We start from the raw sequence: 21,536 nt of genomic DNA on the forward strand, positions 1-21,536 counted from the left end.
AGCCTGTTCCTGCGAATGTCGGTCTTCGTCAACCTGCAAGAAGCCTGTCGTCCACTGATACGGTCCCGAACATGACCACACCCGTGATTCCGCCCCGGACCGAGGGGTCCGCGAGGGAGGTCTCCCCAGGGCCCAGAGCCGAACGGAGCCGTCCCCAGGTGTCCGGTGCCAGCAAACCCACCCTCTCCTGCGTTCTGCTCACCATGGGCAACCGCCCGGCCGAGCTGCGCCGCGCCATCACCAGCGTGTTCGAGCAGGAGGGCGCCGACGTCGAGGTCGTCGTCGTGGGCAACGGCGCCGACCTGCCCGAGCTGCCCGAGGGCGTGGTCACCGTCCGCCTGCCCGAGAACGTGGGCATCCCCGAGGGCCGCAACCACGGGGTGCGCGCCACCCACGGCGACGTGATCCTCTTCCTGGACGATGACGGCTGGTACCGCTCCACCGACCTGGCCCGGCACGTGCGCGAGCGGTTCGCCGCCGAGCCGACCCTGGGCGCCCTGTCCTTCCGCATCGCCGACCCGGACGGCGGCCCGGACCAGCGCCGCCACGTGCCGCGGCTGCGGGTGGGCGACTCCCGCCGCTCCAGCGTGGTCACCACGTTCCTGGGCGGCGCCAGCGCGGTCCGCCGCACCGCGTTCGAGGCGGGCGGCGGCCTGCCGGGCGACTTCTTCTACGCCCACGAGGAGACCGACCTCGCCTGGCGGATCATGGACGCCGGCTACACCATCGAGTACGACGCCGACGCGGTCATGTACCACCCGGCGGTCGCCCCGACCCGGCACGACAACTTCTACCGGCTCAACGCCCGCAACCGCGTCTGGCTGGCCCGCCGCAACCTGCCCTGGCCGCTGGCCTTCGCCTACCTGGGCACCTGGGTGGCCCTGACCGTGCTCCGCGAGCGCGACCGCGCCTCCCTCAAGGCCTGGTTCGCCGGCTTCCGCGAGGGCTGGCGCGAGGACCCCGGCCCCCGCACCCCCATCCGCTGGTCCACCGCCTGGCGCATGACCCGCGCCGGCCGCCCCCCGATCATCTGACCCGATCACGTGAGGAGGGGCGGGACGCCTTCGGGCGTCCCGCCCCTCTCACATGTGCGGCCACAGAGTGACCTGCACGATCACGATCTCCCGCAGGTGCCGGGCCACGATGAACTTGAAGAACCCCACATCGTCACCGAGCGGGAACTCACGCAGACCCCCCGACCGGTCGTGCGGTCTGCCCGCCTGGTCGGCGTCGGCACCCAGGGCGGCCAACTCCGTGGCCAGCCGCTCGATCTCGGCCACCGCCCCGACGGGCAGCCCGGAGGAGAGGTCGGGCGGCTCGAAGCACCAGGTCCAGTCGTTCACTCGTCAAGCTTGGCATCGACCCAGGCCCGGATACGGGAGATCTCCGCAATCGCCTCCTTGGCATCGGGGGAGCCCGAGTCGACCAGGGCGAGGAGCTCGTTCTGGCGGCGTGCCACCGCCGGGTGGCGTTCGACCTCGATGAACTGGGCCCAGGAGCGGCAGAACAGCCACAGCGGGCCGATGCTCTCGCCGGTCAGGGCCTGGGTGCTGGCCTCCCGGAGCCTGCGGTCGAACTCGGGTATCTGCGAGGGGGCGAGCCTGGTCAGGGCATCACGCAGTGCCGCCGGTGTCGGCTCGGGCCTGCGGATCGTCGCTTCCTCGGAGTCCCAGGCCACAGGCTGTTCGGACATCGCTGCTCCCACCCAGGTGACGACCGGTCGACTTTCATTTCATTTCATTCTGATCTGACAAAACTATCCCGGCTCGAACCCCGGCGCGGTGTGTCCGCCCAGAAAACCGGATGGCGAAGCCGTGGCCTTCGCCCCCGAGCGGGGCGTGCCATGATGGGCGTCCCCGCCCCGTGAGCCTCGGGGCACGCATCCCCTGGAGGCAGTATGGGTTCCGGTCTGCTCGGACTCATCATCCTGGCCGTGGTGGTCCTGGTCGGCATCGCCGGGGTCGTCGGGCTGGTCCTGCTCATCGTGAAGGCGAGCAAGCCCAAGACACCGCCCGCGCAGCCCTACCACCCCGGGCCGCCGCACGCCGGGCCGCAGTATCCGCAGGGTCCGCCCCAGCAGGGGTGGGGGCCGCCGCAGGGCGGGCCCGGACCGCGGTGAAGCAGCACGAAGGGCCCCTCGCGGAGCGAGGGGCCCTTCACCGTCCGGCCGGGTGGCGGACCGGCCGGTGCGGGATCAGACCTCGGTGACGACGGCGTCCCGCTCCAGGCGGGGCAGGCGGTCGAACCAGGCGTCCGGGCCGGGGCGGCCGATGTTCATCACCACGACCGGGCGCAACGGCGAGTCCGGGCCGAAGAACTCCTTGCGCACGCCCTCGGCGTCGAACCCGGTCATCGGGCCGGCGGCCAGCCCCGCGGCGCGCACGCCCACGATCAGGTAGGCGATCTGGAGGAACGCGTTCTTGACGGCCATGTCCTCGCGGGCCTCGACCGGCATCCGCGCGAAGTTGTCGCGGGCGTCCGGCAGGACCGGGAAGGTCGTCGGGAAGTGCTCGTGGAAGTCGGTGTCCGCGGACAGGATGAGCGTCAGCGGGGCCGTCGCGGTCTTGGGCGCGTTGTTGCCGGCCATGTGCGGGACCAGGCGTTCGCGGGCCTCGGCGGAGCGGACCGCGGTCACGCGCAGCGACTGCAGGTTCATCGCGGTGGGGCCGTACTTGACCAGTTCGTAGATCGCGGCGAGCTGCTCCTCCGTCACCGGCTCGTCGGTGAAGGAGTTGGCGGTGCGGGCGGCCCGGAAAAGCAGGTCTTGGGCGTCCTTGTCGAGCAGCAACTGGGTCATGGTCGTACCTCGGTCGGTCGTGGGGTGTGACCTGCGGGAACTCCCGCGGGTCGGTACACCCGCACCCAACCTTGTTGACTAGGAAGATATTTCCTAGGCCAGGTAAGTGTGGTCGCCCTCACTCGCCGGAGTGCGCTCGTCACTGCGCTGGCGGGGTATCCGCGGCGCCGGACCGCCCGCCTCGTCCACCCACTCCTCCAGCTGCTTGACGAACGCCCGCGCCTGGACCGGCCAGTGGTACGAGGTCTGCGCGATGCGGTGCCCGGTCCGCGCCAGCCGACCGCGCAGCCCCTCGTGCTCGCGCAGGCGCAGCACCGCCTCGGCCGCCGCCGCCGGGTCCTGGAACGGCACCACCAGGCCTGCGGGCCCCTCGGGCCGCTCGGTCACCAGCCGGGCCGCCACCGGGCTCGGCGAGGTGACCACCGGCAGCCCGTGCGCCATGTACTCCACGACCTTGGTCGGCATCGAGTGCCGGTAGTTGGGGGTGTCGTGCAGCAGGCTGACGCCCGCCATCGCCCCCGCGCACATCCGCAGCGCCCGGTCGTTGGGCACGAACCCGTACCAGGTCAGCGCGTCCTCCTGCTGCGCCTCGCGCAGCAGCGGGCGCACGCCCGCGTCGGCGCCGCCGATGATCTCCAGCCGGACCCCGTGCGGCCGCAGCAGCCGCCCCAGCTCGACCATCTCCCGGGCGCCCCGCGCCAGCGACACGTGCCCCAGGTAGACGACCCGGTCGTCGCCCGGAACGCGGGTGGGCGCCTCGGGCACCTCGGTGGTGTTGGGCACCACCGGGTGCGGCCGCCGGAACCGGTCCCGGTACCCGTCCTCGGCGAGCAGCAGCTTCATCCGCCGCTCCGCCCGCCGCTCGAAGGACCGCACCAGCATCCCCAGCGGGCGGCGCACCGGCCTGGGCACCCACGGCTTGGTGAGGATCGACGCGGCGGTGTCCTCGTGCACGTCCCACACCGTCACCGGGCGCTCGGCCGGCAGCGCCAGCAGCAGCTCGGGGTCGTGGAAGAGCAGCAGGTCGGCTTTGGGCGCGTGCTCGGCCAGCACCGCGCGGGCGGCGCGCAGGGCGGACAGCCGCTCCCGGCCGGAGGCGCGCGGAACGTCGACCGAGCGCAGCTCGCTCCATGGGGTCACGCCGCATTCGCGGAAGGGCGCGACATAGGTCACCGTGTGTCCTGCGTCCAGCAGGGCGCGGATCTGCCGGTGCAGGATCCGGGCGTCCTCCGGGTGGTGGACCACCGTGGCCACAAGCGCGTGCATCACATCACCTACCTGTGTCGCCGGTATGGCGCATCTGATGAAGATGATCCGCTTTTGGACAGCGGTACCGGCTGTGCGACACGGTATTCACCTGCGGAAACACGCAAAGGTCGGCGGGGTGGACGCCCGGGGTTCAACCGGTGAACCTTGGCACGACGGCATGTGAACACACGAGGGCACGCCGTCGGACACCGGGTGTCCGGGACGGCGTGCCCTGAGGTGAGGGCGCCCGGCGGGGTTCTGGAGGCTCCGGAGGAGATGTCTTCGAGGAGGAGACCGTGGCCGAAGACCGTCCGTTGAGGGTGGTGGCGGGCGACGGGTGGGCGAGGACGTCGACGGAGGAGCCGAAGGTTCCCGCCCATGGAGGCGCCCGAGCCTCGGCAAAAGAAGGCCCGTCGACCGCCGGGCCGTCCGTTGAGGGCGGTGGCGGGCGACGGGTGGGCGAAGCCGGAGGGCCGAAGCCGAACGGCCTGTCCTCGGTCGGTCGGAGGACCTGGATCCCCTGTTAGAGGACCTGGATCCCCTCGCGCTGAACGTGCCGGCGGGCCTGCGCGGGCACCAGCGCCGGGTCCTCGTCCTTGGGCGTGCGGCGCAGCACGCCGCGGGTGTCCAGCAGCAGCCGCGCGTACTCCTCCAGCCGCTTGGGCCGGTAGTCGCTGTGGTCGGTGAGCAGGATCGTCAGGTCGGCCTCGGCCAGCGCCCGGTCCAGGTCGGTGGACCGCTCGATGTCCTCCCCGTCCACCTGCCAGGACTCCACGTGCGGGTCGTGGTAGGTGAGCGTGGCGCCCTTGGCGAGCAGCTTGCGCGCCACCGGGCGGGCCGGCGACTCGCGCTGGTCGGCGATGTCGGCCTTGTAGGTGACGCCGAGCAGCAGCACCTTGGACCGCGACAGCGCCAGCCCGGACTCGTTGAGCAGCTCCTGGGCACGCTGGATGACGTAGGACGGCATCCGGCTGTTGATCTCCTGGGCCAGCTCCACGAACCGGAACGGGTACCCCAGGGTCTTGACCTTGTACGACAGGTAGTTCGGGTCGATCGGGATGCAGTGCCCGCCCACGCCCGGACCGGGGTAGAACGCCTGGAAGCCGAACGGCTTGGTGGCCGCCGCCGCGATCGAGTCCCACAGGTCGACGCCCAGCTCCTGGCAGAAGATGGCCATCTCGTTGACCAGGGCGATGTTGACGTGCCGGTAGGTGTTCTCCAGCAGCTTGGCCATCTCGGCCTCGCGGGTGCCCCGCGCCCGGACCACGGTGTCGACGAACCGGCCGTAGAACTCGGCCGCCGCCTCCCCGCACTCGGGCGTGAGCCCGCCCACGACCTTGGGCGTGTTGGCCACGCCGAAGGTCGGGTTGCCCGGGTCGATCCGCTCGGGCGAGAACGCCAGGTGGAAGTCGGCGCCCGCGACCAGCCCGGACTCCTCCAGGAGGGGGCGCACGACCTCCTCGGTGGTGCCCGGGTAGGTGGTCGACTCCAGGATGACCAGGGTGCCGGGGCTCAGGTGCGCGGCGATCGACTTGGCCGCGGAGGTGACCGCGCCCAGGTCGGGGCCGCCCTCCGGCGACAGCGGGGTGGGCACGCAGATGACGATGGTGCGGGCGGTGGCCAGGACGGACGGGTCGGTGCTCGCCGTGAACCCGCGGTCCAGCATGGAGCGCACGTCCTCTTCGGACAGGTCGTCCACGTGCGACACACCGCTGTTGAGGCCCTGGACGACGCGCTCGTTCACGTCGAGTCCGGTGACCTTGAGACCGGCGGAAGAGGCTTCTGCGGCCAGGGGCAGACCGACGTAACCGAGACCGATGATGACAAGGTCGCCGGTCGCCGGGGACTGCTCGGCTGCAAGGGCTGGGTTGGAGGCTGCGGCATCCACTTCGTGGTCACACTCGCATTCGTTTCGTGAACGGGCGCACTTCATCGAGAACAGCCAGGAACGTCACTACATGCGGGACGTCCGAGTGTAGATAGCTGTTGTCCGCGATCACGGGATCTGGCCTGGTTCGGACATTTTCCGGATAAGGGCCCGGTACGCGTGGTTGTAGCGGTATACGGCCCCGGTCCATGTGCGGTGCGCGCCGATAAGGCTGCGACCTGCGAGACCGTAGGCCTCTCGCCTTTCCCGACTGTAAGCGAGTTTTGTCAGGACATCAGCGAGACCTGCCGATTCGCCCGGAGGAATTAACTCTCCGGTCACCCCAGGTTCCACGATCTCTCGCAGAGCCGGAAGATCACTGGCCACAACCGGCAATCTTCCGGCCATGGCCTCCACGGGTTTGAGCGGTGTCACCACTCTGCACACACGGTCGTCGCGCCGTGGCACGGCGAACACGTCCATAGCGGCGTGGTGTTCGCGCACCCGGCCCGCCGGCACCCGGCCGGGGAAGTGGGCGGCCCCGGCCAGCCCCAGCTCCTCGGCGCGGGCCCGCAGCGCGGCCAGCTCGGGTCCGTCGCCCACGATCAGGGCGTGCGCCCGCTCGCCCTCCCCGCGCATCCGCGCCACGGCCTCCAGCAGCGTGTCCAGCCCCTCGTAGCCGTAGCAGCTGGTGGTGGTGCCGACCACGAACTCCTCGGGGCCGATGCCCCACTCACGTCGCACCGCCGCGCCCGAGGGCAGCGGCTCCAGGAACGACTCGTCCACCGCGTTGGGCACCACCAGCAGCCGCTCGGGCGGCACCCCCCGCGCCTCGATGTCGGCGCGCATCGCCTCGCCCAGCGTCACCACCAGGTCGGCGGCGAGCATGCACTCGGTCTCCCGCTCCCGCTCGTGGCGGTAGAACGCGTCGTCCACGCTCCGCGACGGGTCGCGCGACAGCCACGACTCCTCCAGGAAGCCCCGCACCTCGTACACCACGGGCAGCCCGAACCGCCGCCCCAGCGCCAGCGCCACCCGGGCGTTGCGGTGGTTGCTGGCCGCGTGCAGCACGTCCGGGCGCAGCCTCTCCACCAGCTCCGAACCCAGCTTCAGCCCCGCCGCCAGCTCCTGTTCGGGGTCGGCCGGGGCGGTCCACGGCAGCAGCCGGTGGTAGGCGATCCCGTCCACGCGCACCAGCGTGCGCGCGTCCCGGCTCCCCTTGTCCAGGGGGTGGCCGACCCGGCTCACCACGTGCACGTCCATGCCCGCCTCGCGCTGGGCGACGGCGATGCGGTGGGTGCGCTGGGTGTACCCGGCGTTGGTGTGCGGCAGCGCGTTGGTGACCAGATGCAACACCCGCACGCCCGATCCGTCCACCGGCCCCTCCGGGACCGATGAGAGTCGTTCACCTGCGGGACTTTCCGGTCGCCGAGCGTTCACCGTGTCTTCGGGCCGCGTTGGGGCATCGCGGGTTAACGTGATCCCGTGGTGGACGGGCGATGGGGACGGGGACGCGGCGACGGCCCGCCCCGTGGCCAGGTCCGTCCGGTGGACGGCCCGGTCGCGGACCGGACCCGGAGGAAGGCGTTCGAGCAGTTCGCGCGCCGTCCGGGCGTCCCCGGCGGCCAGGCAGGCCGCCACCAGGCGCCCCACCCTGCGGGGTCCGGCACCGGACGCGGCGGCGAGCACCGCCTCGCGCGCCTCGGCCCGGCGCCCCTCGTCCCACAGGGCGTAGGCGCGCACCGGCCCGCCCACCCGGGCGGCCGCGCCGCGCGCCGCGCGCCGGACCGGCCCCGGCATCAGCCGCAGCGCGAGCAGCGGCGTCCGGGCGGGGTCGGAGCGCAGGTGGCGCCAGGCCGTCGACGCGGTGAACGTCACCGCCCGCAGCCTGCGGGTCCGGGGACGGGGCACTTCGGAAACAGGGATGTCATGCACGGTCAGTCACCCAACCACGCGGATGTGGCCGGACGGTGACACCACGGCGACACGGACGGGACGTCCCGGCGAGGAACGCCCCACCGGACCGCCACGGCCCCACCGGAACCGGTGGTGCCGAGCGACGAGAAGAACGACGACCAGAAGGAGACCAGAGAGCCGTGGCAGCGAGCGCCCCCCTGGGCAGCCGGGACACCCCGATCGTTCACATCGTCGGCGCCCGCCCCAACTTCGTCAAGGCCGCCCCCGTCGTCTCCGCGCTGCGCGACCGCGGCGCCCAGCAGGCGGTGGTGCACACCGGCCAGCACTACGACGACCGCATGTCCGCGGTGTTCTTCCGCGACCTGGGCCTGCCCACCCCCGACGTCGACCTGGGCGTGGGCTCGGGCTCGCACGCCGCCCAGACCGCGGCGCTCATGGTCGGCCTGGAACAGGAGTTCATCACCCGCCGACCGGGGATCGTGGTCGTGTACGGCGACGTGAACTCCACCGTCGCCGCCGCCCTGGTCGCCGCCAAGCTCCACATCCCGGTGGCGCACGTGGAGGCCGGCCTGCGCTCCTTCGACGACACCATGCCGGAGGAGGTCAACCGCCGGGTCACCGACCAGCTCAGCGACGTGCTCTTCGCCACCTCCCCGGAGGCGATCGGCCACCTGGCCGCCGAGGGCGTCTCCCCGGACCGGGTCCACCTGGTCGGCAACCCGATGATCGACACCCTGCTGGCCAACCTCGACCGGTTCGACGCCGACGCCCTGCGCGCCCGCCTGGACCTGCCCGAACGCTACGTCGCCGCCACCCTGCACCGCCCGGCCAACGTCGACGACCCCGACACCGTGGCGCTGCTGGTCGCCCGCCTGCACGAGATCGCCGACCTCGTCGACGTGGTCATGCCGGTGCACCCGCGCGGCAAGGCCGCCTTCGACCGCGCCGGACTGGGCGGCCACCCCCGCGTCCACCTGCTGGAACCTCTCGGCTACCTCGACTTCGTCGCCCTGATCCGCGGCTCCGAGGCGGTCGTCACCGACTCGGGCGGCGTGCAGGAGGAGACCACCGTCCTGGGGGTCCCCTGCCTGACCCTGCGCCCCAACACCGAGCGGCCCGTCACCATCACCCACGGCACCAACCGCCTCGTCACCGAGGCCGACCTGCTCCAGGCCGTCACCAAGGTCCTGCACGGCCAGGGCTCCGAGGCCCTCCTCGACACGACCCCGCCCCTGTGGGACGGCCGCGCCGGCGAGCGCGTCGCCGCCGTCCTCACCCAGTGGTCCAGGTGATCCCATGACCCGTCCCCTCCCTCCCCGAAGAGCCCCCGGGCCCCGCCCCGCGGCCGACGACACCACCTCTGGCGGTGCCCCGCGGCGCGGCCGGGACGGGCACCCGGCCCAGGGCCCGACACGACACAAGGCCGGCGAATCCACCGTTCCGCCCTCATCCGGCGGTACCGTTCCCCGACAGAGGGGCAGGTGAGCCACCGTGTCGCACCAGCACACACCACCGACCGCGCCCCGCGAGCCCGCGACACGGCTCACCAAGGGCATCCGGACCCGACCCGGGACCCGCCGCGGTCCCCACCCGACGGGGTGCACCCGCACGGGGACCCCGGCGGTCCCGCCGATCCGATCCGAACACAAGGTGGCAGACCGTGAAACGGCGTGAACAGAGCCAGACCGAACAGCTCAGGCAGGCCCTGGCCGAACGCGAGGCCCAGCTCCAGGAGGCCCGCGCCCGCCTCGCGGCGGTGGAGGACTCCACGTCGCTCCAGGTGGGCCGCGCGCTCACCGCCGCGGCCAAGAAGCCCGGCCGTTCCCTGGTCCGCCTCCCGCGCGACCTCTACCGCCTGTGGCGGCGCAGCGGCTCCACCCGCCACTCCCAGCAGCAGCGGCGCCCCGGCGCCGAGCCGGTCCGCTCCTTCGACGCCGACCGCCAGGAGGCCCGCCTGCTCGCCGGGGTCGCCGGCGGCCCCTCGGAGCTGCTCGTCGTCGCCACCGTCCTGGGCCCGCAGGTCCAGCGCGCCCTGGACCCCTACATCCGCGCGGTGCCCCTGCGCCCGCACGACGCCCAGATCGTCATGGACGGCGTCGACGTCGACCTCGTCCTGGTCTCCGCCTCCGCCGCGGCCCCCGGCTCGCCGTGGGCGCACGTGGGCGACCCGGCCGCCGCCGACCGCACCCGCGCCCTGCACTGGGTGCTGGAGTCCGCGGCCGCCCGCGGCATCCCCGCCCTGCTCCTGGACGACGCGCCGACCGCCCCGGGCCTGCGCGCCCTGGGCTTCGACCGCATCCACCGGGGGGACGCCGGGGTGCCCCTGCACCTGTTCAACCCGGTCGCCGCCGACCTCGCCGAGGGCCCCGAGACCGTGTTCGTCCGCGACACCCCGGCCGAACCGGTCCCCGACATCCTCACCGGGCTGGGCGCCGGGGCGGTCGACGCCGACGCCCCCGGCCTGGCCGAGGCCCTGCGCGCCGCCCGCGTCGCCGTCGTCCCCGCCCGGGGGCCGAGCGCCGAGGCGCTGAGCCGCCGCGCCCAGGCCTGCGGCACCCGCCCCGTCCCGCACGACCCGGTCGCCGAGGAGACCGGCGAGACCGAGGGGCTGGCCGTCACCGTGCCCCGGCTGCGCGCCGCCGCGCCCACCGCCGCCGAGCAGCGCACCATGCTCCGCGAGGTCTTCCTCGCCGACGCCACCCCGGTCCGGCTCGCCGAGATCCTCGCCGGGCTGGACTTCCCGCCCGGCACGCCCGGCCCCGAACTGCCGCTGCGCGGCCGCGCCGTCGCCGTCCTGGCCGACCCGGCGGGGGAGTCCGACGCCGAGGACCTGGCCGACTCCCTGCTGGCCGCGCGCCTGCGCCCGGCCGAGGTCGTCGTCCCCGACACCGCCGGCCGCCTGCCCGGCGTCCAGCGCCTGCGCTCGGAGGGCGTCACCGTCCGCACCGCCCGGTTCAGCACCCCGGACACCCCCGAGGAGCTGACCCGCGACGACGACCGCACCGTCCGCCTGGGCGGCCTGCGCCCGGACCGGTGGGCCGTCCTGGCCGACCGCGCCACCGCGCCCTGGGCCCACCTGTGGACCGGGCCGGTGGGCCCGGACCGCCTGGCCGACCTGGTGTGCGCCGTGGAGTGCTCCGACGCCGACGCCGTCGGCACCGTCGCCGCCCCGGCCGTCGCGGCGGGGGAGCGGGGCCTCTTCGACCGCCCCGCCGGCGAGCAGTACGTTTTCGTCAGCTCCCTGACCCCGGAGCTGGCCCGCACCGCCCTGGTGCGGCGGGGCTGGAACCCGGCGGAGTGGAACCGCCGCGGCACCCGCCTCCTGGCCCTGGGCCCCGATCACGGCCCCGGGACCGACAGGGGCGCCAGGGGGCCCGCCCACACCGCGGCGGACGCCCCGACCGGCGCCGTCGGATGACCCCCGGCCGCCTCGACCGCCCGGCACGGGCCACCCGCAAGCATCCGAAGGGAAGAACGTGAGCACACCTCCTCCGCGCGCACTCTTGTACGGGGACGTGGACCTGAACATCATCGACGGTTCAGCGATCTGGGCACAGTCGATGGCACAGGCCCTGGCCGCCGCCGGATGCGAGGTCACCCTGCTGCTGAAGGCCCCCGTGCGCACCGACCGGCTGGTCGCGCCGCTGGCGGGGGCGCCCGGCATCCGCCTGCTGCGCCCCTACGAGGACAAGCTGGTCCCCGACGCCGGGCCGCGCGGCCTCACCCCCGAGCAGGCCGTCTCGCTGCTGGTCTCCCGGCACGAGCGCACCCCGTTCGACCTCGTCGTGGTGCGCGGCAAGCGGCTGGCCGGGCTGGCCGCCCAGGAGGAGTCCCTGGCCGGGCGGCTGTGGACCTACCTCACCGACTTCCCGCACGCCGTCGACGGGCTCACCGCGACCGCCGTCGCCGAACTCACCGAGATCGCCCTGGCCTCCCGGTTCCTGCTCTGCCAGACCGAGGAGCTGCGCGCCTTCCTGGAGTCGTCGGTGCCCGCCGCCTGCGGCCGCTCCGTGCTGTTCCCGCCGGTGGTCGTTGTCCCCGAGGACGCCCGCGCCGACGGGCAGGTGCACGCCCGCGCCCGCCTGGCCTACACCGGCAAGTTCGCCCCGGCCTGGAACACCCTGGAGATGACCGGGCTCCCGGCCGCCCTGGAGCGCCGCGGCGTGGACGCCGAGCTCGTGATGATCGGCGACAAGGTCCACGCCGACCCCGCCGACTGGTCCAAGCGCATGCGCAAGGCCCTGGAGAACACCCCGGGGGTGGACTGGCGGGGCGGCATGGCCCGCGCCGACGCCTTGCGCGCCTCCGCCGAGTGCGACTTCGGCCTGTCCTGGCGCGACCCGTCCATGGACGCCAGCCTGGAGCTGTCCACCAAGGTCCTGGAACTGGGCGCGCTGGGCCTGCCCGTGGTCCTCAACCGCACCCCCATGCACGAGGCCATGCTGGGCGCCGACTACCCGCTGTTCGCCGGGGCCGACCTGGACTCGGTGGCCGAGGTGGTCGCCCGCGCCTACCACGACCGGTCCGTGTACGCCGACGCCGCCGCCCGCTGCCGGGAGGCCGCCGGGGGCCACACGCTGGAGCGCGCCGCCGAGCGCCTGCGCGGCCACCTCGCCGAGGCGCTGCCGCCCGCACCCGCCGGGACGGACGCCGGGCGCCCGCTCAAGGTGGTCGTGGCCGGGCACGACATGAAGTTCTTCACCCGGCTCGCCGAGTACCTGTCCTCGCTGCCCGGCCTGGACGTGCGCATGGACGAGTGGGAGGGCCTGGGCACTCACGACCAGTACCGGTCCCGGGAGCTGGCCGGGTGGGCCGACGTGGTCATCTGCGAGTGGTGCGGGCCCAACGCCCTGTTCTACGCCAAGTGGAAGCGGCCCGACCAGCGCCTCATCGTCCGGCTGCACCGGTTCGAGCTGTACGCGGAGTGGCCGCGCAAGCTCGACATCGACAAGGTCGACGCGGTGGTGTGCGTCAGCCCGCACTACGCCGACCTCACCCGGGAGATCACCGGCTGGCCCGCCGACAAGGTCGTGGTGGTCCCCAACTGGGTGGACGACGAGCAGCTGGCCCGGCCCAAGCTCCCGGGGGCGGAGTACTCCCTGGGCATGATCGGCATCGCGCCCTCCCGCAAGCGGCTGGACCGCGGCCTGGACGTGCTGGCGGAGCTGCGCCGCATGGACCCGCGCTACACGATGTCGGTCAAGACCAAGCAGCCCTGGGACTACTGGTGGATCTGGAACCGCCCGGAGGAGCGCGAGTACTTCGAGCGCGTCTACCGGCGGATCCAGCGCGACGAGAACCTGGCCGGGGCGGTGGTGTTCGACCCGTTCGGCCCCGACGTGGCCACCTGGCTGCGCCGGGTCGGGTTCATGCTCTCCACCAGCGACGACGAGTCGTTCCACCTGGCGCCGGCCGAGTGCGCGGCCTCGGGCGGCGTGCCCGCCCTGCTGCCCTGGCCGGGCGCGGACACCATCTACGACCCGCACTGGATCCACGGCGACGCGGTGGCGATGGCCGAGGCCATCCACGCGACGGTGCGGGAGGGGCGGTTCGCGGCCGAGGCCGAGCGGGCCCGCGCCGAGGTGGTCGAGGCGTACGGCCTGGGCCGGGTGCGCTCGCTGTGGACCGACCTGGTGGTGCGGGGCAAGGTGCCGGCCCCGGTCGGGGCCTGACGCCCCCGCGGCGGGGGTGCGGCGGGCGGTCCGGGGTCCGGGTCGGTCCGGTCAGACCGGCCCGGTCATCTTGGACAGGCCGCCCGCCCCGGCGGGCAGGAACAGCGCGAAGGTGGTCGGCCGGGACTGCACCAGCTCGACCCGGGCGCCCTCGGACTCGGCGATGTGCCGGGCCAGGGCCAGCCCCAGGCCGGTGCCGCCGCCCCCGCTGACCTCCCGCTCGAAGATCCGCCCGGACAGGTGCTCGGGCACGCCGTCGCCCTCGTCACTGACCTCGATGCGCACCGACTGGCCGGTGTCGATGCGGCGGATCGTCACCGTGCCCGCCCCGTGCTTGTAGGCGTTCTCCACCAGGGTCGCCAGGATCTGAGCCAGGTCGGTGGGCACGGTCATCGCGGTCAGCCCCGGTGATCCGGTCACCAGGAGCTTGCGGTTCTCCTGCTGGAACACCGGGGCCCACTCGGCCTGGAGGTGGTTGAGGACCGGGTCCAGCGGGACCGCCTCCACCTCCGGGTTCTGGCTCTTGCGGGCCCGGCCCAGCAGGCTCTCGACGGTCTCCACCAGCCGCTCGGTCTGGGCGAGGGCCGCCTCGCCCTCCTCGCGGACCACCTCGGGGTTCCCGGCCTCGGCGATGATCTCCTCCAGGCGCATGGTCAGCGCCGTCAGCGGGGTGCGCAGCTGGTGGGAGGCGTCCGTGGCGAAGTGGCGCTCGGTCGCGATCAGCCCCGCGATGCGCTCTGCGCTGCGGTCCAGCACCTCGGCGACCCGGTCGGCCTCCGGGATGCCGTAGCGATGGCCCCACGGCGTGGTCACCCCCGAGCCCAGGCGCTCGGCGGTGGCCGCCAGGTCGACCAGCGGCAGGGTGAGCCTGCGGGCCTGGAACATCGAAAGGCCCACCGCCACGCCGATCGCCAGCAGGGACAGCGAGGCGATGCCCAACCAGGCGCGCACCACGCTCTGCTGGACCTCCTCGCCGCTCATCCACACCTCGACCACCGTGCCCCGCCCGGTCGTGGCCGTGGCCCGCAGCAGGGGCGGTGCGTCCGGCGCGTTCGGGTTCAGGGCCGGGTTCCCGGCCGTCACCGTGCTCGAACCGTCCGCCGTGGTGATCCGGATGAATCGCTCGGGGTGGTCCCGGTCGAACTCGGCGAGGTTGACCTCGTCGTGGATCTCCAACATGGTGTCGCTCTCGGCGCCGATCAGCTCCGCCTCGCCCAGCAGGGCACGACTGCTCTCGTCGTGCACCAGCTTGTAGGTGAGCGCACCCAGGGGCAGGCCGAGCAGCATGACGGCGATGACGGTCACCACCAGGGTGGAGAAAACCATCCGCCTGCGCATGTCACCTCATGTTCGTCCGACCGGGAGACGGCCGAGGCGCGTCGAACACACGGTCCGATCAGTCCCGCTCGAAGCGGAAGCCCACGCCCCGGACGGTCGTGATGTACGACGGCTGGTTGGCGTCGTCACCGAGCTTGCGCCGCAGCCAGGAGATGTGCATGTCGAGGGTCTTGGTCGAACCCCACCAGTTGGTGTCCCACACCTCCCGCATGATCTGCTCGCGGGTGACGACCTTGCCGGCGTCGCGCACGAGCACGCGCAGCAGGTCGAACTCCTTGGTGGTGAGCTGGAGTTCGCGCTCGCCCAGCCAGGCCCGGCGGGAGTCGTTGTCGATGCGCACGCCGTGGACGACGGGCACCTCCGCCCCGCCGCGGCGCAGCAGCGCGCGCACCCGGGCCAGGAGTTCGGCCAGCCGGAAGGGCTTGGTGACGTAGTCGTCGGCGCCGGCGTCGAGGCCGACGACGGTGTCGACCTCGTCCGCGCGGGCGGTGAGGATGAGGATCGGCGTTCCGTGGCCCTCGGCTCGCAGCCGACGCGCCACTTCGAGCCCGTCCATTTCGGGCAGGCCCAGGTCGAGGACCATCAGGTCGATGTCCCCCGCTCGGGCACGGTCGAGTGTCTCAATGCCGTTGACGGTCACGTCCACCGTGTAGCCCTCGCGACGGAGTGCGCGCGCGAGAGGCTCGGAGATCGAGACATCGTCTTCGGCCAGCAAAACGCAGGTCATGCTGTCGATCGTAGGTCCGGGGTCGCGCATTTCCCTATTATGCGCGCCGGATGGCCCAAGGTTGGCCGAAAATACGGTATTCACATACCGGACAAATGGTTCAGGTGTTCAATTCGTGTGCTTTCCTTGCCCTTGCTTGACGAAAAACTGGTTCTTGGTGAAGTGGTGTGCGCTCGGTCGCCGACGGGTGCCAAGGGGTCACCGTTCCCGGGACCCGGCTGGTCGTTTCGGCGGGACCAATGGGATGATCCGGGATGAAAGGGTGGCAGTATCACGGTGATTCGGGCATCGGAGTGAGGAGATCCCCGGGCTTCGCCGTCGACCGCTCGACGCCGATGACGAGGAGAGAGCACACGTGAACCCTCACGCGGAGCCCGGGCAGCCGCAATGGAACCTCCCGCCGGGGCAGGGCGCGCCCGGGCGGCCCCCGTACCAGGGCGGGCAGGTGCCGCAGGCGCCGCCGCCGAACCAGGGTGGACAGGCACAGGGTGGGCAGGCGCCGGGCGGGCAGGCGCCGCCGCCCGCACGGCCTCCGGGGCAGCCCCCGATGGGGCCGCCGGTGGGGCCGCCGCCCGCGGGAGGCCCGCCGCCCCCGGCCGGGCCGCCTCCGGGGGGACCGAACCCCGGCGGCCCGCCCCCGCCGAGAAGCACGTACGGCACCGGCCTGCTGGCCGTCCTCGTGGTCATCACCGTCCTGGCGGGCGGTACCTTCCTGGGCGGCGGACTGCTCTGGGGCAACCGGGTCATCGCCGGGTCGGCCGCCGCCGAGCCGAGCCCCTCGCCCTCGCCCTCGGCGCAGGAGTCCCCCACCCCCGAACCCGAGCCCACCGAGCCGGCCCCGACCCCCGGGCCCACGTTCGAGCCGACCGAGCGACCCACCCTCCCGCCCGAGGACCTGCTTACCGCCGACGAGCTGGTCGCCGAGCTGCGGGAGGAGTACGACATCCCCAGCCGGAGCAACCTGACCGGCGAGATCTGCGCCTCGGAGGACGAGGAGCCCGCGCCGTTCCAGTGCACCTCGGCCACCGACACCCCGCTGGTCCGGGTGATCGCGTTCCCCAGTGAGGGTGCGGCGATCCTGGCGGCGGTGCTGCTCGAACAGGACCTGGAGGAGGGCGAGAGCGACGCCGTCGACGTCCAGGACGCCTGCCACTTCGTCCTCATCTGGTTCGAGGAGTCCGGCACCGACCAGGCCCAGCGCGACGAGATCGCGCAGTTCACCCGCGACGTGGTGGCCTGCCTCTGATCCGCTGCCTGATTCGGCTCCGCGGTCGGGCTCGTGTCGCAACGGGACGAATTGTTCACTCTGAGTGACAATGTGGTGGTGGGCGGTGATCGCCGCCCATCACCACATTCCAGCAGGAACATCCGTCCCGGAGTGCGGGCGCACCGGTGTCCGGGGGAGTCGAGGAGCATTCCGATGACCCGAGCAGGCACACTGCGCGCGGCTGCCGTCGCGGTCGCCCTGGCCCTGCCCCTGAGCCTGGCGGCCCCGGTCGCGGCGGCCCAGGCCGCGGCCCCCGTGAAGCCGGCCGGAACGGACGCCGCGGAGCGCGGCGCCCTCTCCGTCCGCCACTACTACACGACCTGGCGCGACGCCCGCTCGTACTGGTCGCCGGACACCCGCCACCCCACCAGCGGGTGGCTGTGGGCGGGGCGGCACTACTTCTTCTGCCAGACCGAGGGCACCGCCCACTCCGACGGCAAGGGCGCCTTCTCCACCTGGTGGGTGCTCACCGACGACGACACCGGCGACCGCGACGTCTTCGTCAGCGCCACCGCCCTGCGCGTCTCCCAGCCCTGGAGGCCCATCGAGGGCCTGCCCCACTGCTGAGGGAGCGCGACCACCCGGGAACACGAAGGGCCCCGCCGGACGGAAAGTCCGGCGGGGCCCTCGCCTACCGCGTGTTACCGCGGTCAGGAGTCAGGGGCGGCGCCGTCCGCCGCCACCGCCTTGCGCTTGCGGCTCATGTACAGGGCCGTGCCACCCGCGCCCACCGCGACCACGGCGGCCGCGACCAGGCCCAGGATCGCGGTACCGGTCCTGGGCAGCGAGCCGTTGCCCGGCTTGGGGCTCGGGCTCTGGCTCGCCGGGTCGGAGGGCTTGCCGCTCGGGCCGTCCGTCGGACCGTCGGTCGGCCCGGTCGAGGGGCCGTCGGTCGGCGACGGGGACGGGCTCGGGCTCGGGCCGGTGCCCGGCTCGGGGACGGTCGCCTCCTCGCCCACGACGATGCGGCCGGAACCGCCCTCGGGGTAGGCGGCCTCGGTGATCTCCCCCTTCAGGGTGTCGGTGACCAGCCGCTCCAGGGCACCCTGGTAGGTGGAGCCCACCACGGTGAAGTCCGCCCCGCGGAACGGGTACAGGTCGCCGCCCCGGGCGGAGAAGTCGTTGGTGACCACCGTGATCGGGTCGCCGGCCACGACCTTGCCGTCCTCCACGATGACCGTGCCGTCGTGCAGGATCACGTTGCGGACCCGCTCACCCGGCGTCGTGATGGTGCCGTCCGGCGCGGCCACCTGGGCGGTCCGCTCCGGGTCGTAGGCGAAGTTCACGCCCGCCACCTGCATGAAGCCGCCGCTGGCGGCCGGGGCGGCGGAGACGCCCTGCTCCAGCAGCTCCTTGATCTGGGAGCGCGGGAGGTCGGGCACCACGGCCACCTGGTTGGCGAACGGGGCGATCGAGTAGGTGTCCAGCGCGGTCAGCGGACCGGCCGGGATCACCGAGGCGTTGCGGATGCCGCCGCCGTTCTGGATGCCGATCTGCGGCTCGGGAACGCCGTACCGCGCGGCGTTGCGGACACCGGTGTCGAGCAGGCCGTCGGCCACCAGGTTGCCCAGGTTGGTCTCCTGGGTGCGCACGCCCGGGTTCTGGACGCCGTTGAGGTCCACCTCGCTCTGGGCGACCACGGTCTCGGCCAGCTCGGCCACGTAGTCGGTGACCGGCTTGGTGACCTGCGCCTCCACGTCGGGGTGCGGGGCGACCGCGTCGTCCCCGGTGCCCGAGACCCGGACGGCGCCGGAGCGGTCCGACACCGACGTCACGTTGCCGTCGGCGTCGAAGTTCAGGACCAGCAGGCCCACGTACTTGTAGTTGGAGCCCGCGGTGACGATCGGCACGGTCTCGCCGTCGGGGTTGGTGGCGACCAGCGGGTAGGAGAGCGGCTGCCCGGTGCCCGGGTGGTTGGTGACCGTGTCCCCGGGGACCAGGGCGTCGTCCGGGTTGGCCATGACCTCGTGCCCGCCGCCCGAGACGATCGCGTCGATCCCGGTGAGCTCCTGGGCGACCCGCTCCTCGTAGGTGATGTTCTGCAGGTGCGAGATCATGATGATCTTGTCCACACCGGCCGCTTCGAGGCGGTCGACCTCATTCTGAACCGGGTCGATGAGGTCCTCGACCACCACGTCGCGCGGGCTGGTGATGGTGGCCAGCGGCGGGTAGAGCGCGCCGACGATGCCGACCTTCTCCCCGCCCGTCTCGACGACGGTGCTGGGCGCGATCCGGCCGGCCTGCTCCAGCGCGGCCAGCGACGGCTCCTTGGAGACGTCGACGTTGGCGGCCACCACCGGCACGTCCGGCAACTGCTCGATGAACTCGGCGTAGACGTCCGGGCCGAAGTCGAACTCGTGGTTGCCCATGGAGATCGCGTCGTAGCCCGCGTACCGGGCGGCCACCGCGTCGTAGAACGGGGCGCCGTCCTCGCGGGAGGCGGCGAACTCCGGGCCGGGCAGGTACATGTCGCCGGAGTTGACGGTCACCACACCGCGGCTGTCGGCCTCGTCGCCACCGGCCTGCGCCCCGGACTCCTCGGCGTCGCGCAGCTGGTTGATGAGGGTGGTGAACCGGGCCGCGCCGCCGAAGCCGTCCTGGCCGGAGGCGGCCAGCAGCTGCGACTCCGGGTCGTTGGCGTGCAGCAGCGACAGCGTGAACGCGGTGTCGCCGGCGGCGGGCTCCTGCGGGACGGCGGCGCCCGCCGCGGGGGCGAACGGCACCGTGAAAGCGCCCGTCAGCATCAGTGCGGCCGAGGCGCGCACGAGTCTGGACATGGGTCCGTGCTCCTTCATGGGGGGATCAGGGGATCGTCGTGTTACCGCTCGGGGTGGAAGCGGGCCCAGAGACGCAACCTTAGATGTGATCTCTCCGGGGGTCATGGGCCCCAGGGTTACGATTTGTAGAATCTGCCGTACCGCAGGAGATTTTTCGACCCGTCCGTATCACCGGGTCCGGCCCGGTGTCCCACCCCCGGGCCCTACCATGAGGGGTGCCGGTGACCCCGAAACCCCTTGGAGGACGGCTGTGTCTCCCGCTGGCCAGGACCCCTACGAGCCCGACGGCATGCCGCCGCGCGGGGGCCTGCCCGACTTCGAGGCGAGCTTCGCCGCCCTGCGCCCGGACGCGCCCCTGCCCCGGCGGGTGGCGGTCGTGCGCATCCTCATGTTCATCGGCGGCGCCTGCGGCATCGCCATGGCGCTGCTCCTCCTCCAGGGCCTGGTCATCCCCCAGGAGCAGATGGAGGCGGCGCTGGCCGCCCAGGCCGAGGCGTTCGCCCAGCAGGGCGTCCAGATGGACCTGGGCGTGGAGGCCATGCGGTCCATGATCCTCGTCCTGGCCGTCGTCACCGGTGTCTACGGGGTGCTGTCCACCCTGCTGGCCGCCCGCATCCGGCGGCGCACGGTCGGCGTGTTCTGGGGCGTGGTGCTCTTCCACGGCGCCGCGGGCGCGCTGCTCGCCTGGAACCTGCTCTCCGGCGGCTGGGAGGCCGTCGTGCCGCTGGGCTTCGCGGTGTACATGGTCGCCGTCATGTTCGGCCGCGACGCCCGCGCCCACTACGGCCTGCTCTGACCGAAAAGGCGCAGCCCCTGCCGGGGCACGTCCGGCGGGCGCACCGCCACCTCCGTCCAGGACCGCTCCATCAGTTCGCGCACCGTCGCCGCGCCCTCCAGGGCCAGTAGCTCCCGCAGCAGTTCGGCCGCCTCCGGCCGGTCCTCGGGGTCCTTGGCCACGGCCGCCTCGACCAGCTTCTTCAGGCCCTGCGGCAGGTACTCCAGGTCGGGTTCCTCGAACAGCACCCGCCGGGCCATCTCCTTGGGGTCGGCCCGCCCGAACGGGTCGTGGCCCAGCGCCGTGAACGCCACCGTCGTCCCCCACAGGAACACGTCCGAGCGCTGCGTCGTGGGCTGGCGCGAGTACTGCTCCGGGCTGATCCACCCGGGCGTGCCCAGCTTGTCCACCCAGGCGGCGATCCGCGCGTCGGGCAGCGACTCCGGCGACGGAAGCTTGAGGTCGCGGTAGGCGCGGCGCATCCGCCGCAGCCGGATCCACTTGGTGGGGTCGGGGTCCTCCACGGGGTGCGCGATCCCGAAGTCCACCAGTTTGGGACCCTTGGCCGACAGCACCACGTTGCTCGGCTTCAGGTCCCGGTGCACCACCCCGGCGGCGTGGATGGCGCGCAGCGCCTCCGCGGTCCCGGCGGCGACCCCGAGCAGCATCCCCTTCTTGAGCCGGCCGAACCGCTCCACGTGGTGGCGCAGGGTGGGGCCGGGCACGTACTCGGTGATCATCCACGGCAGCTCGGCCTGCACGTCGGCCCGCACGAACCGCGCCACCGAGGGGCTGTTCACCCGCGCCAACAACCGTGCCTCTAGGGCGAACCGGTCCCGGAACCGGTGGTCGGAGGCCTGCTCGGCGTGGATCACCTTGACCGCCATGTAGCCGCCGGACCCCGGCGAGGAGGCGGCGTAGACGGTGCCCATGCCCCCCGAGCCGACCCGGCCCACGATTCGGTGACCGCCGACCTCCTGCGGGTCGCCGGGTTCCAGGGGGTGGAGTCTGCGGATGCCGCGCGCCTTCATGAGGGCTCCGATCATGGGGGACGTCGAGCGGGAGTCTATCCACCGGGGGCCTGCCGAAACCGGGACCGCTGACCGCCCGTCCGATATAAAAGAGGACGAAATCCCCCTGTATCCCCCGGC

Annotated in this window: 18 protein-coding genes; 8 read left to right on the plus strand and 10 right to left on the minus strand. The window is 73.0% G+C overall.

The window, feature by feature from the left end; translation table 11 throughout:
- The first annotated feature begins 203 nt into the window (after window positions 1–203).
- Window positions 204–1,034, plus strand: coding sequence for a glycosyltransferase family 2 protein (locus ACJOT3_RS04265; RefSeq protein ID WP_406969027.1), 831 nt, complete (start codon window positions 204–206; stop codon window positions 1,032–1,034).
- Window positions 1,035–1,082: 48 nt separating this feature from the next.
- Here the strand turns inward: ACJOT3_RS04265 and ACJOT3_RS04270 are convergent, their stop codons facing one another.
- Window positions 1,083–1,343: a hypothetical protein gene (locus tag ACJOT3_RS04270; RefSeq protein WP_406968976.1), complete on the minus strand. Its 261-nt coding sequence runs from the start codon at window positions 1,341–1,343 to the stop codon at window positions 1,083–1,085.
- Entirely contained in the window at window positions 1,340–1,693 is a 354-nt protein-coding gene (locus tag ACJOT3_RS04275; protein ID WP_406968978.1) for a hypothetical protein, read from the minus strand. The genes ACJOT3_RS04270 and ACJOT3_RS04275 overlap by 4 nt, the downstream gene beginning before the upstream one ends.
- Before the next feature lie 204 nt (window positions 1,694–1,897).
- On the opposite strand from ACJOT3_RS04275, the gene ACJOT3_RS04280 reads away from it, so the two are divergent.
- Window positions 1,898–2,119 (plus strand): hypothetical protein, encoded by a 222-nt coding sequence (locus tag ACJOT3_RS04280; protein WP_406968980.1) that lies wholly within the window; start codon window positions 1,898–1,900, stop codon window positions 2,117–2,119.
- 75 nt (window positions 2,120–2,194) lie between these two features.
- Here the strand turns inward: ACJOT3_RS04280 and ACJOT3_RS04285 are convergent, their stop codons facing one another.
- From ACJOT3_RS04285 to ACJOT3_RS04300, 4 genes are all read right to left on the minus strand, one after another.
- On the minus strand, window positions 2,195–2,797 hold the full coding sequence (locus ACJOT3_RS04285; protein WP_406968982.1) for a malonic semialdehyde reductase: 603 nt from the start codon (window positions 2,795–2,797) through the stop codon (window positions 2,195–2,197).
- A 93-nt stretch (window positions 2,798–2,890) separates the two neighbouring features.
- Window positions 2,891–4,063: a glycosyltransferase gene (locus ACJOT3_RS04290; RefSeq protein WP_406968984.1), complete on the minus strand. Its 1,173-nt coding sequence runs from the start codon at window positions 4,061–4,063 to the stop codon at window positions 2,891–2,893.
- A gap of 505 nt (window positions 4,064–4,568) precedes the next feature.
- Complete coding sequence (locus ACJOT3_RS04295; RefSeq protein WP_406968986.1) at window positions 4,569–5,933, minus strand: nucleotide sugar dehydrogenase; 1,365 nt, start codon at window positions 5,931–5,933, stop codon at window positions 4,569–4,571.
- A 108-nt stretch (window positions 5,934–6,041) separates the two neighbouring features.
- Window positions 6,042–7,790, minus strand: coding sequence for a glycosyltransferase family 4 protein (locus tag ACJOT3_RS04300; RefSeq protein ID WP_406968988.1), 1,749 nt, complete (start codon window positions 7,788–7,790; stop codon window positions 6,042–6,044).
- A gap of 218 nt (window positions 7,791–8,008) precedes the next feature.
- Between ACJOT3_RS04300 and wecB the strand changes: the two genes are divergently transcribed.
- From wecB to ACJOT3_RS04315, 3 genes are all read left to right on the plus strand, one after another.
- On the plus strand, window positions 8,009–9,121 hold the full coding sequence (gene wecB, locus ACJOT3_RS04305; RefSeq protein WP_406968990.1) for a non-hydrolyzing UDP-N-acetylglucosamine 2-epimerase: 1,113 nt from the start codon (window positions 8,009–8,011) through the stop codon (window positions 9,119–9,121).
- Window positions 9,122–9,489: 368 nt separating this feature from the next.
- Window positions 9,490–11,247 (plus strand): hypothetical protein, encoded by a 1,758-nt coding sequence (locus ACJOT3_RS04310; protein ID WP_406968992.1) that lies wholly within the window; start codon window positions 9,490–9,492, stop codon window positions 11,245–11,247.
- Between the two features lie 58 nt (window positions 11,248–11,305).
- Window positions 11,306–13,501 carry a glycosyltransferase gene (locus ACJOT3_RS04315; RefSeq protein WP_406968994.1) on the plus strand — a complete coding sequence of 732 codons (2,196 nt, stop codon included), beginning with the start codon at window positions 11,306–11,308 and terminating at the stop codon, window positions 13,499–13,501.
- A 51-nt stretch (window positions 13,502–13,552) separates the two neighbouring features.
- Here the strand turns inward: ACJOT3_RS04315 and ACJOT3_RS04320 are convergent, their stop codons facing one another.
- Window positions 13,553–14,839, minus strand: coding sequence for a sensor histidine kinase (locus tag ACJOT3_RS04320; RefSeq protein WP_406968996.1), 1,287 nt, complete (start codon window positions 14,837–14,839; stop codon window positions 13,553–13,555).
- Between the two features lie 58 nt (window positions 14,840–14,897).
- Window positions 14,898–15,566, minus strand: a complete 669-nt coding sequence (locus ACJOT3_RS04325; protein ID WP_017570862.1) for a response regulator transcription factor — start codon at window positions 15,564–15,566, stop codon at window positions 14,898–14,900.
- A gap of 355 nt (window positions 15,567–15,921) precedes the next feature.
- On the opposite strand from ACJOT3_RS04325, the gene ACJOT3_RS04330 reads away from it, so the two are divergent.
- Entirely contained in the window at window positions 15,922–16,812 is an 891-nt protein-coding gene (locus tag ACJOT3_RS04330; protein ID WP_406968999.1) for a hypothetical protein, read from the plus strand.
- 174 nt (window positions 16,813–16,986) lie between these two features.
- Complete coding sequence (locus tag ACJOT3_RS04335) at window positions 16,987–17,400, plus strand: hypothetical protein (RefSeq protein ID WP_406969001.1); 414 nt, start codon at window positions 16,987–16,989, stop codon at window positions 17,398–17,400.
- Window positions 17,401–17,483: 83 nt separating this feature from the next.
- On the opposite strand, the gene ACJOT3_RS04340 is transcribed toward ACJOT3_RS04335, so the two are convergent.
- Complete coding sequence (locus ACJOT3_RS04340; RefSeq protein WP_406969003.1) at window positions 17,484–19,610, minus strand: bifunctional metallophosphatase/5'-nucleotidase; 2,127 nt, start codon at window positions 19,608–19,610, stop codon at window positions 17,484–17,486.
- A 250-nt stretch (window positions 19,611–19,860) separates the two neighbouring features.
- On the opposite strand from ACJOT3_RS04340, the gene ACJOT3_RS04345 reads away from it, so the two are divergent.
- Window positions 19,861–20,406 (plus strand): hypothetical protein, encoded by a 546-nt coding sequence (locus tag ACJOT3_RS04345; RefSeq protein ID WP_406969005.1) that lies wholly within the window; start codon window positions 19,861–19,863, stop codon window positions 20,404–20,406.
- On the opposite strand, the gene ACJOT3_RS04350 is transcribed toward ACJOT3_RS04345, so the two are convergent.
- A complete protein-coding gene (locus ACJOT3_RS04350) occupies window positions 20,391–21,416 on the minus strand; it encodes a serine/threonine-protein kinase (RefSeq protein WP_406969029.1) in 1,026 nt (341 codons plus the stop codon). The two genes, ACJOT3_RS04345 and ACJOT3_RS04350, sit on opposite strands and share 16 nt — an antisense overlap.
- Window positions 21,417–21,536 lie beyond the last annotated feature (120 nt).

Source organism: Nocardiopsis protaetiae (assembly GCF_045446735.1).
In the GTDB taxonomy this organism is placed as follows: Bacteria; Actinomycetota; Actinomycetes; order Streptosporangiales; family Streptosporangiaceae; genus Nocardiopsis; species Nocardiopsis protaetiae.

Bases quoted from the DNA above. Each gene is read 5' to 3' on its own strand.
- ACJOT3_RS04325 (WP_017570862.1), bottom strand. From the start codon at position 15,566: ATGACCTGCGTTTTGCTGGCCGAAGACGATGTCTCGATCTCCGAGCCT.
- ACJOT3_RS04340 (WP_406969003.1), bottom strand. From the start codon at position 19,610: ATGTCCAGACTCGTGCGCGCCTCGGCCGCACTGATGCTGACGGGCGCT.
- ACJOT3_RS04320 (WP_406968996.1), bottom strand. From the start codon at position 14,839: ATGCGCAGGCGGATGGTTTTCTCCACCCTGGTGGTGACCGTCATCGCC.
- ACJOT3_RS04335 (WP_406969001.1), top strand. From the start codon at position 16,987: ATGACCCGAGCAGGCACACTGCGCGCGGCTGCCGTCGCGGTCGCCCTG.
- ACJOT3_RS04285 (WP_406968982.1), bottom strand. From the start codon at position 2,797: ATGACCCAGTTGCTGCTCGACAAGGACGCCCAAGACCTGCTTTTCCGG.
- ACJOT3_RS04275 (WP_406968978.1), bottom strand. From the start codon at position 1,693: ATGTCCGAACAGCCTGTGGCCTGGGACTCCGAGGAAGCGACGATCCGC.
- ACJOT3_RS04350 (WP_406969029.1), bottom strand. From the start codon at position 21,416: ATGAAGGCGCGCGGCATCCGCAGACTCCACCCCCTGGAACCCGGCGAC.
- ACJOT3_RS04265 (WP_406969027.1), top strand. From the start codon at position 204: ATGGGCAACCGCCCGGCCGAGCTGCGCCGCGCCATCACCAGCGTGTTC.
- ACJOT3_RS04290 (WP_406968984.1), bottom strand. From the start codon at position 4,063: ATGCACGCGCTTGTGGCCACGGTGGTCCACCACCCGGAGGACGCCCGG.
- ACJOT3_RS04280 (WP_406968980.1), top strand. From the start codon at position 1,898: ATGGGTTCCGGTCTGCTCGGACTCATCATCCTGGCCGTGGTGGTCCTG.